Origin of the sequence: uncultured Acetatifactor sp., from assembly GCF_948601915.1 — a bacterium.
In the GTDB taxonomy this organism is placed as follows: Bacteria; Bacillota; Clostridia; order Lachnospirales; family Lachnospiraceae; genus Acetatifactor.
This window is the reverse complement of sequence record NZ_CAPDXS010000176.1, coordinates 1-9,781: the sequence shown is the minus strand read 5'-3', so window position 1 is coordinate 9,781 and position 9,781 is coordinate 1. Positions and strand designations below refer to the sequence as shown.

Sequence of the window (9,781 nt, the reverse complement as noted above, 5' to 3'; positions counted from 1 at the left end):
ATGGAAGAAGAGCATTCCATGGAAGAAGAGCATTCCAGGGAAAGAGAACGAGATGCGTGGGACTGGCACTGTGTTGTATGGCGGCAGCGATTCCTCTTGCGGGATGTGGAGCCTCCGGGGACGATCAGAAGACGGAGATTGAGATCGTCCAGTACAAGCCGGAAGCGGCGAACTACTTCAAGACGGTGGAAGAGCAGTTCAATGCCACACATGATGACATCCACCTGACGATCAGTTCCCCCAATGATGCGATGACCATCTTAAAGACCCGGTTCATCAGAGAGGACTATCCGGACATCATAGGGATCGGCGGCGACATCAACTATTCCTATTTTGTGGATGCCCAGATTCTGGAGGACGTGTCGGGGTACGGCGGACTCGCGAGCATCAACCAGGGCTATCTGGACATTGCGGAGGCCCTGGAACTTGTCCCTGTGGACGGCACCTACATCGTGCCCTATGTGGCCAACGCGGCGGGGGTGCTGTACAACAGGGAGATGTTCGCCCAGCACGGCTGGGAGATCCCCCAGACCTGGGACGAGCTGCTGGCCCTGTGCGACCAGATCCAGGGGGAGGGGATACTGCCTTTCTACTTCGGCTTCAAGGACGTCTGGACATGCCTGGCGCCCTGGAACGCCATGGCCGTGGAGCTGGCCCCCGCGGACACCACGAAACAGGTGAACAGAGGAGAGACCACCTTTACGGAACAGTACAGGGAGCTGGCGGAGAAGTACATGCAGCTTTTGCCCTACGGGCCGGAGGATCCCTTCGCCTACGGCTACAATGACGCCTGTACCGCTTTCGCCAGAGGGGAATCGGCCATGTACACCATCGGCAGCTATGCCACGCCCCAGATCCTGTCCGTGAATCCGGATCTGGACATCGATTCCTTCGTGATGCCCGCCTGTGACGCGAAGGAGGACAGGACGCTGAATTCCGGCATCGACCTGGGGTTCTGTGTCATGGACGGCTGCGAGAACAAGGAGGCGGCCTATGAAGTCCTGGATTTCCTGCTGGCGGACGAGAACATCCAGCAGTATATCGATGACCAGAACGCGGTTCCCTGCAAGAACGGGGAGTTCCGGCTGGCCTCCATGCTGGACGGCATGCTGGAGTTCATCGAGTCGGGGAATATGACGGACTACCAGGACCACTATTATCCCTCGGAGATGTCTGTGGACGCTCTGCTCCAGACCTTCCTGATCGAGAAGGACGTGGACGCATTTCTGGCCGATTTCGACAGGAACTGGCAGAGGTACAACAGGGACATCATCCGCATGGTGCAGGAGTATGCCCAGAACAATCAATGACAGGAAAAACCGAGAAGGGGTGTTAGACTATGAAAAATGACAGACAAAGAACGTTTCTGCTGATTACCATACCGATTCTTGCCCTGTTCGTCTGCTTCAATACCATCCCGCTGATCCGCGGCGTGGTGTACAGCTTCACGAATTTCAGGGGCTTCGGCAAGTACGACTGGGTTGGGTTCCGGAATTACATCGATCTGTTTTCGGATGCCCGCGTAGGGAAGTCCTATTGGTTCACCATCAAGCTGGCTCTGGTGTCCACGGTGGTGGTGAATGTGATCAGCCTGCTTCTGGCCATGGCCCTGAACAGCAAGATCCGGGCCAAGGGGTTCTTCCGGGGAGCGTACTTCCTGCCCAATATCCTGGGCTCCCTGGTAGTGGGCTATATCTTCAACTACTTCTTTACTTACATCATCCCCGCGCTGGCGGACATGACAGGGATCAAGGCGCTGAGCAGCAGCATCCTGTCCAGCCCCAGCAAGGCGTGGATCGGCGTCATGATCGTATGCGCCTGGCAGGCCATCGCCATGAACACGATCATCTATATCTCGGGCCTGCAGACGGTTCCCGAGGATGTGTACGAGGCGGGGGGGCTTGACGGGGCCACGGGCTGGAAGCAGTTCCGCTACCTGACCTTCCCCCTGATCATCCCGTTCTTCTCCATCAATATGGTGCTGTGCGTGAAGAACTTCCTGATGGTCTTCGACCAGATCATGGCGTTGACCAAGGGCGGCCCTGCGCAGAGCACGGAATCCATCTCCTACCTGATCTACAATAACGGTATGGCGGGCGGGCAGTTCGGGTTCCAGAGCGCCAATGCGGTGGTATTCTTCATTGTGATCGTGGTGCTTTCGGTAGCGCAGATGAAATTTTCCAGCTCAAAGGAGGAGCAGCTATGAAACATACATCATCCATAGGAAAATCCAACAGAGGCGTCATGATACTGCTGATCCTGGGCCTCTCCACAATCATCTTTCCTTTGTACATGACCATTGTGATCGCATTCAAACAGCCCTCTGAGATGACCAACAGCATCGGCGGCATCCTCGCTCTGCCCAGGACCTGGAGCCTGGACAATTTCAGGGAGGCCATGCGGGTGACGGATTTCTGGCATTCCCTGCGCAACAGCCTGCTGATCTCCGTGACTACGATCGTGCTGTCTGTGCTGGTGCATTCCCTGATGGGGTATGCGCTGGGGCGGAACAAGGCCCACAGCAAGTTCTACAGTTTCGTGTACCTTTTCATCGTCAGCGGTATGTTCGTTCCCTTCGCGATACTGATGATGCCTCTGGCGAAGCAGACGGCGGAGCTGCATCTGGCCAACTGGGTGGGGGTCATCATTTTGTATGTGGTGTTCTATATGCCCATGAACATTATGCTGTATTCGGGGTATCTGGTGAACATTCCGATTGCGCTGGAGGAGGCGGCCAGGGTGGACGGGGCCTCTACCTGGAGGACGTACTGGAGCATCATCTTCCCGGTCATGGGGCCCATGCATGCCACGGTGGCCGTAATCACGGCGCTGGCTGTGTGGAATGATGTGATGACGCCGTTGATCATCATGGCGGGGTCCGGGGAGAACACGCTGCCGTTGGCGCAGTTGAATTTCCAGTCGCAGTTCGGGACGAATTATAATTTGGCTTTTGCTTCTTATCTGCTTTCGTTGATTCCTATTCTGATTTTCTATATGATCTGTCAGAAGCAGATTCTGAATGGGGTCACGAACGGGGCGGTGAAGTGATTCGGATTTGAGGTTCTGGGGGCCCTCTGCGGAAAGGGGGCCCTCAATGGGGGTAGATACAGCCAGGCATTCCGCGGGGGACCGGGGGTGTGCTGGCTGGTTTTGCAACTTTGGGGGACGGCGGCAGGGGCGGGATTTTTTTGGCCTCTTAGATTTTCTGGGGAGCGATTTGCGGGGTTGTAAATTCTGGCGGTCTTTGGTATAGTATTGAGAAAAAGGATGGCGGTGACAGGTTATGGCGATTGTTTATGAGAAGCAGGGGCAGGGGGAGCACGTTTTTACGTTGCATACGGAGCATAGCACTTATCAGATGAAGGTGGACGGGCATGGGTATCTTCTGCATCTGTATTATGGGGGGAAGGTGTCCGGGTGCATGGACTATCTTCTGACTTATTATGACAGGGGGTTTTCTGGGAATCCGGCGGCGGCGGGGTTAGACAGGACTTACTCCCTGGATACGCTGCCCCAGGAGTATCCGGCGCTGGGGACGGGGGATTTCCGCAGCAGCGCTCTGGCGGTGTGCAATGGGGACGGGTCTCAGTGCTGTGACTTGAAGTATGCGGGGCATGAGGTACGGAAGGGGAAGTATGGGCTGAAAGGGCTTCCGGCGGTGTACGCGGAGCAGGGAGAGGCTGAGACTCTGGAGATTCGGCTGAGGGATCTGGTGAGCGGAGTGGAGGTGGCGCTTCTGTATGGTGTGCTGGAGAGGGAGGACATCATTACCAGGAGCGCTGTGATCAGAAACGGCGCAGGGACCGGCATTACGGTGGAGAAGGCGCTGTCGGGATGTCTGGACTTCGTGGCGGGGGAGTATGACCTGATCGGCTTCCACGGGAGGCATGCCATGGAGCGGAATTTCCAGCGCACGGCGATCGTCCACGGGAATCAGGTGATCGGGAGCCGCAGGGGGACTTCCAGCCATCAGTACAATCCGGCGGTGATCGTGGCGGAGAAGGGGGCCGGGGAGGACCATGGCTCCTGTTACGGGATGATGTTCGTGTACAGCGGGAATTTCATGTGCGAGGCGGAGATGGATCAGTTCGGGCAGACCAGGGTGATGATGGGGCTGCAGAGCGAATATTTCCGGTATCCGCTGGAGCCGGGGGAGGAGCTGGTGCTGCCGGAGGTGATCCTGGGGCATACGGACAGGGGGCTTGGGAAGCTTTCCCGGATGTTCCACGGGCTGATCAGGAACCATATCTGCAGGGGGAAGTACGCCGGGCAGGCAAGGCCTGTGCTTCTGAATAGCTGGGAGGCGGCGTATTTCGATTTCAACGCGGATACGATCGTCCGGCTGGCGGAGAGCGCGGCGCAGCTGGGCATCGACATGGTGGTCATGGACGACGGGTGGTTCGGCAAGCGGGAGGACGACAACAGCGGCCTGGGGGACTGGCAGGTGAACGAGAGGAAGCTGGGCTGTACCCTGGGAGAGATGATAGAGCGGGTCAACGGATGCGGGGTGAAGTTCGGCATCTGGGTGGAGCCGGAGATGGTGTCGGAGGACAGCGACCTGTACCGGGAGCATCCGGACTGGGCGCTGAAGGTCCCGGGCCGGGAGCCTGTCCGGGGCAGGAATCAGCTGGTGCTGGATTTTTCCAGGGAAGATGTAAGGGAATTCATATTCGACAGGATCTGTTCGGTGCTGGAGCAGGGGAATATCGAGTATCTGAAATGGGACATGAACCGGAGCCTCGCGGATGTGTATTCCGCCCGCAGCGTCCAGGGGAAGGTGACCTACGATTACATGGTGGGGCTCTACGATTTCCTGGAGAAGCTGACGGCGAAGTATCCGGATCTCCTGATAGAGGGCTGCAGCGGCGGAGGCGGCAGGTTCGATGCGGGGATGCTGTATTATACGCCCCAGATATGGTGCAGCGACAATACGGACGCGGTGGACAGGCTGCGGATCCAGTACGGTACTTCCTTCCTGTATCCCATATCCGCGGTGGGCTCCCATGTGTCTGCGGTGCCCAACCACCAGACCGGGCGGATGACCAGTCTCCATACCAGGGGTGTGGTGGCCATGGCGGGGACATTTGGCTATGAGCTGGATCCCGGGAAGCTCACAGACCGGGAGAAGGAAGAGGTGAAGGAGCAGGTAATCCGGTTCAAGGGGTATGCGGACCTGGTCCGGGAGGGGGATTATTACCGTCTGTCGGATCCTTTCCGGGATTCCTGCGGGGCCTGGATGTTCGTCTCCCCGGACAGGGCGAAGGCGCTGGTGAACGTGGTGATGCTGGAGGTCCACGGGAACATGCCTGTGACTTATGTGAGGCTGAAAGGCCTGAAGCCGGAAGGGATATATGAGGATGCGGAGAGCCGCAGGCGGTATTCCGGCGCGGCGCTGATGAACGCAGGGCTTCCCATGCCGCTTCGGATGGGGGAGTATCCGGCGTATCAGATGGAGCTGAATGAGGTGCGGCTTTCCTGAAAAGCTGATATAGGCTTGGAAGCCGATGGGGCGAGCCGGGAATCTGGAGTGCAGGTTCCCGGTTCTTTCATGCGCGGACCCTTGCACAAAGGGCTATGGCGCTTGAAATATGCCGCAAAGCGCACGGGCCGCGGGGCAAGGGGGAGATTTCCGCGGCTCGATTGATATGGAGCCGGGATGTCCATCTTTTGCAGAAGGCGCCTCGCACAGCAGGAATTGGCTATAGACAGAGCGCGCTGTCTGTGAGATAATAAACTCACTTTATGAATTGGTACCGGAATGCGCTGGCGGAGAGTACGGACAGGTAGGCGGCGGACAAGCGCGGATAGGCGTAGTGAAGCCAGGGCAGGGAAAGCGGCATGCTGGGCAGGGAAGCTGGCGTGTGCCGGGAACAGGAGGAGCGTGTCTATGGACAAGAAACTGGAACTGTACTATGAGAAGCCCGCGTGGAGATGGGAGGAGACGATCTGCCTTGGAAACGGCAGGCTGGGAGCCATGGTCTGGGGCGTGCCCGGGAAGGAGATGCTGGGCCTGAACGAGGACAGCCTCTGGAGCGGCTACGAGAGGGACCGGACCAATCCGGAGGCCGCGGAGAGTCTGCAGGAGGCCCGCAGGCTGATATTCGAGGGGAGATGCGCGGAGGCGGAGGAGCTGATCCGCAGGCAGATGCTGGGAGAGTACGGCGAATCCTATCTCCCTCTGGGGAATCTGAATATCGTATACAAAAATCTGGAGGACAGTGAAGCCTTCAATGGCGGCGGAGTGCAGAACTACCGCCGCAGCCTGGATCTGGAGGAGGCGGTGGCGTATGTGGACTTTGACGCGGAGGGAGTCCACTACAGCCGGGAGATGTTCGTCACCTATCCGGGACAGGCCATTTTGGTGTCCCTGGGGGCATCGGAGCCTGTGATGGATCTGGTGGTGTCCCTGGGTTCCCTGCTGAAATGCCGGATGAAGGAAGGGCCGGAGGGCCTGGATTTCAGGGGGAAATGCCCGGAGCATCTGGATCCCGGCTATATCCGGGAAGGGGAGGAAGCTGTCGTCTGGGGATACAGAGGGAAACGGTTTTCCGGTAAAATCAGGGTGCTGGAGGGAGACGGGAAGGTATCCGTGGAAGATGGGCGGCTCTGGATCCGGGGCTGCTCCCGGGCGGTGCTCTCCGTAGAAGCGGTGCGGCCCGCCTCGCTGGAGGGCGATTATGAGGCCATCCGGAAAGCCCATGTGGACGACTACAGAAAAATCTTCGACAGCGTGGAGCTGTACCTGGGGGAGCAGCTGGAGCAGCCCACGGATGTGCGCCTGGAGAACCTGCGGGCAGGCGGGGAGGACAATGGGCTCTTCGGCCTGTATTTCCAGTACGGGCGCTATCTGATGATTGCCTCCTCCCGCAAGGGCAGCTTTCCCGCCAATCTCCAGGGCATCTGGAGCTGGCAGTGGCAGGCTCCCTGGAGCAGCAACTGGACCACCAATATCAACCTGGAGATGAACTACTGGCCGGCCATGAGCTGTGGGCTGGAGGAGTGCATGGAGCCCTATTTCTCCTATGTGGAGAAGCTGGCGGAGCACGGGGAGCATACGGCTGCCGTGAACTACCGCTGCCGGGGCAGCGTCCAGCACCACAATGCGGATGCCTGGTATACCACCACTCCCATGGGCATGGGATACGGGAGCGAAAGAGGGGAGAAAGGCTGTGTCTCCTGGTCCATGTGGCCCATGGGGCTGGCGTGGCTGGCCCAGGAATTCTACCATTACTATGAGTACAGCGGGGACCGGGATTTTCTGCGCCGGAAGGCCTATCCCATGTTCCGGGCCAATGCCCTGTTTTTGGTGGACTGGCTGGTGGAGCATGAGGGGAGGTATGTCACATGTCCCTCCACGTCCCCGGAGAACCGCTACTACACCCCGGAGGGAGAGAGCTGCTGCGTCACCTACGGCTCCGCCATGGACCTGGAGCTGACGGAGGACGTGTTCCGGCATTTCCTGAAGATATGCGAGCTCCTTGACATAGAAGACCCGCTGATCCGGGAGGTGGAGGAGCGCCTGTCGAAGCTGGAGCCTGTGAAGAAGGGGAGCTTCGGCCAGATTCTGGAGTGGGCCGGGGAGTACCGGGAGGTGGAGCCGGGGCACAGGCATGTGTCCCATCTGTACGGCCTCTATCCGTCGGAGCTCTGGGCGGACAGGCAGGACATGATGGAGGCGGCCCGGATCTCCCTGGAGACGCGGCTGAAGAACGGAGGCGGATACACGGGCTGGAGCTGCGCCTGGATCGTGAACCTGTTCGGCATATTGAAGGACGGGGAGGCGGCCTGGAAATATCTGCACATCCTGCTGACCAGGTCCACCTATCCTAATCTCTGGGACGCCCATGAGCCCTTCCAGATCGACGGGAACTTCGGCGGCATCGCGGGTATATGCAATATGCTGGTGCAGGACCGGGGCGGGGAAGTCATGCTGCTGCCGGCGCTGCCGAAGCAGTTCGCCTCGGGCTATGCCAGGGGGCTTCGGATCAAGGGCGGAAAAGTGGTTGATATCGCCTGGGAAGACGGGAAACTCGTCTCATCGGAAATTCGTGAGAAAAACTGATTCTGTCGGGCGGACGCAAAGCCCCGCGGGAACTGTGGGCGCGGGGCTTTTGCGGAAGATTGCCCCGGCTACGGATGGCGGGAGAAGGGCGCAGCCGTTCCAAGCAGGATATCCGGGCGTTTGGGGAGGACGGAGAGGGAAGGAATCTATATGGAGCGTATATTTGACGGAGCGGAATGGATCTGGTGCAATGACAGCCCCCGGGCGGACGAGTACGGGGAGTTCGTGGACTGCTTTCCCTATGAGGCCGGGAGGGCGGTGCTGCGCATCTCGGCGGACAGCAATTATGCCGCCTATGTGAACGGAGAGCTGGCGGCGTGGGGGCAGTATCCGGATTTCCCCTATGACAAGGTGTATGACGAGGTGGACATTTCGGATGTGTGCCGGAAGGGGGAGAACCGCCTGGCCATCGTGGTGTGGTACTATGGCATCAGCACCTCCTCCACCTATTACCGGGGCAGCGCGGGGCTGCTCTATGAGCTGGCAGGGGAGGAAGGGATATTGTGCAGGAGCGGCGGGGAGACCCTCTCCCGCATGAGCAGGGCATACCTGAACCACAGGATGCATATCATCACCGGCCAGTTGGGGCTGGGCTACGGCTATGACGCCTCCAGGGAGGACGGCTGGATGACGGGGGAGCTTTCGGATTTCCGTCCTTCGGCGGCGGTGGAGCAGGAGCTGCCACTGCGTCTCAGGCCCATTGACAAGCTTGTTCTTCTGCCTGATGTGGATGGGGTGGAGTGCGCACGGATTGACGATTACACCGTAGTCTATGACCTGGGCAGCGAGCAGGTGGGGTTCCTGTGCCTGAAGCTGGATTCGCCCTGTGCCCAGGATATCACCATCGCCTATGGGGAACATATGGAGGACGGGCGGGTGCGGCGGATCATCGGCAGCAGGGACTTCAGCGTCTTCTACAGGGCGAAGGAGGGGCGCAACGTGTACCGCAATCCTTTCCGCAGGCTGGGCTGCCGCTATCTGGAGATCCGCTCCGAGCAGCCCGTGACGGTGGAGCAGCTTGGAATCGCGCCTACCATGTATGTGCTGTCGGAGAGGGAGCGGCCCGGTCTGGATGCGTTCCAGGAGAAGGTTTACGATATGTGCGTGGAGACCCTGCACCTGTGCATGCATGAGCATTATGAGGACTGCCCCTGGAGGGAGCAGGCCCTGTATGCCATGGACAGCCGCAACCAGATGCTCTGCGGCTATTATGCCTTCGGGGAGTACCGTTTCCCCCGGGCCTCCCTGGAACTGATGTCCAAAGACAGGCGGGAGGACGGCCTGCTGTCGATTTGTTATCCCATTGAGATGGACTTCGTGATTCCGTCTTTTTCCCTGCATTATATCACGGAGTGCCGGGAATATCTGGACTACAGCGGTGACAGGGAGTTCCTGAGGGAGATATGGCCGAAGCTGGTGTCCGTGGCGGAGGCTTTCACGGGACGGATGGAAGAGGGGCATTCCATGGAAGAGGGGCATTCCATGGAAGAGGGGCTGGTGCTGCCCTTTGCGGGACGGGAGCGGTATTGGAACTTCTATGAATGGCGGGAGGGGCTGGACGGCTACGCAACGGATCCTTCCGTGCCGGATGTGCTGCTGAACAGCCTGCTGTCCCTTGCTTTGCAGCATCTTGCGGATATTGGGGAGAAGCTGGGAATGGAAGAGGAGCGTGCCGCGGAGGGAGAACGCGCCACGGAATGGGAGCGTGCCGCGGAGGGA

At 59.1% G+C, this 9,781-nt stretch carries 6 protein-coding genes; all 6 read left to right on the top strand.

Going from position 1 to position 9,781, the window contains the following annotated elements; all coding sequences use genetic code 11:
* Nucleotides 1–77: 77 nt before the first annotated feature.
* The gene (locus Q2B33_RS21385) at nucleotides 78–1,310 is read left to right on the top strand and encodes an ABC transporter substrate-binding protein (protein ID WP_300785417.1); all 1,233 of its coding nucleotides are present in this window, start codon (nucleotides 78–80) and stop codon (nucleotides 1,308–1,310) included.
* Nucleotides 1,311–1,339: 29 nt separating this feature from the next.
* Complete coding sequence (locus Q2B33_RS21380) at nucleotides 1,340–2,206, top strand: carbohydrate ABC transporter permease (protein ID WP_300785413.1); 867 nt, start codon at nucleotides 1,340–1,342, stop codon at nucleotides 2,204–2,206.
* The gene (locus Q2B33_RS21375) at nucleotides 2,203–3,048 is read left to right on the top strand and encodes a carbohydrate ABC transporter permease (protein ID WP_296473188.1); all 846 of its coding nucleotides are present in this window, start codon (nucleotides 2,203–2,205) and stop codon (nucleotides 3,046–3,048) included. The genes Q2B33_RS21380 and Q2B33_RS21375 overlap by 4 nt, the downstream gene beginning before the upstream one ends.
* 235 nt (nucleotides 3,049–3,283) lie before the next feature.
* Nucleotides 3,284–5,479, top strand: a complete 2,196-nt coding sequence (locus Q2B33_RS21370; RefSeq protein ID WP_300791686.1) for an alpha-galactosidase — start codon at nucleotides 3,284–3,286, stop codon at nucleotides 5,477–5,479.
* A 408-nt stretch (nucleotides 5,480–5,887) separates the two neighbouring features.
* The gene (locus Q2B33_RS21365) at nucleotides 5,888–8,062 is read left to right on the top strand and encodes a glycoside hydrolase family 95 protein (RefSeq protein ID WP_300565508.1); all 2,175 of its coding nucleotides are present in this window, start codon (nucleotides 5,888–5,890) and stop codon (nucleotides 8,060–8,062) included.
* 150 nt (nucleotides 8,063–8,212) lie between these two features.
* On the top strand, nucleotides 8,213–9,781 hold a 1,569-nt coding region (locus Q2B33_RS21360), incomplete at its 3' end, for a family 78 glycoside hydrolase catalytic domain (protein ID WP_300795249.1).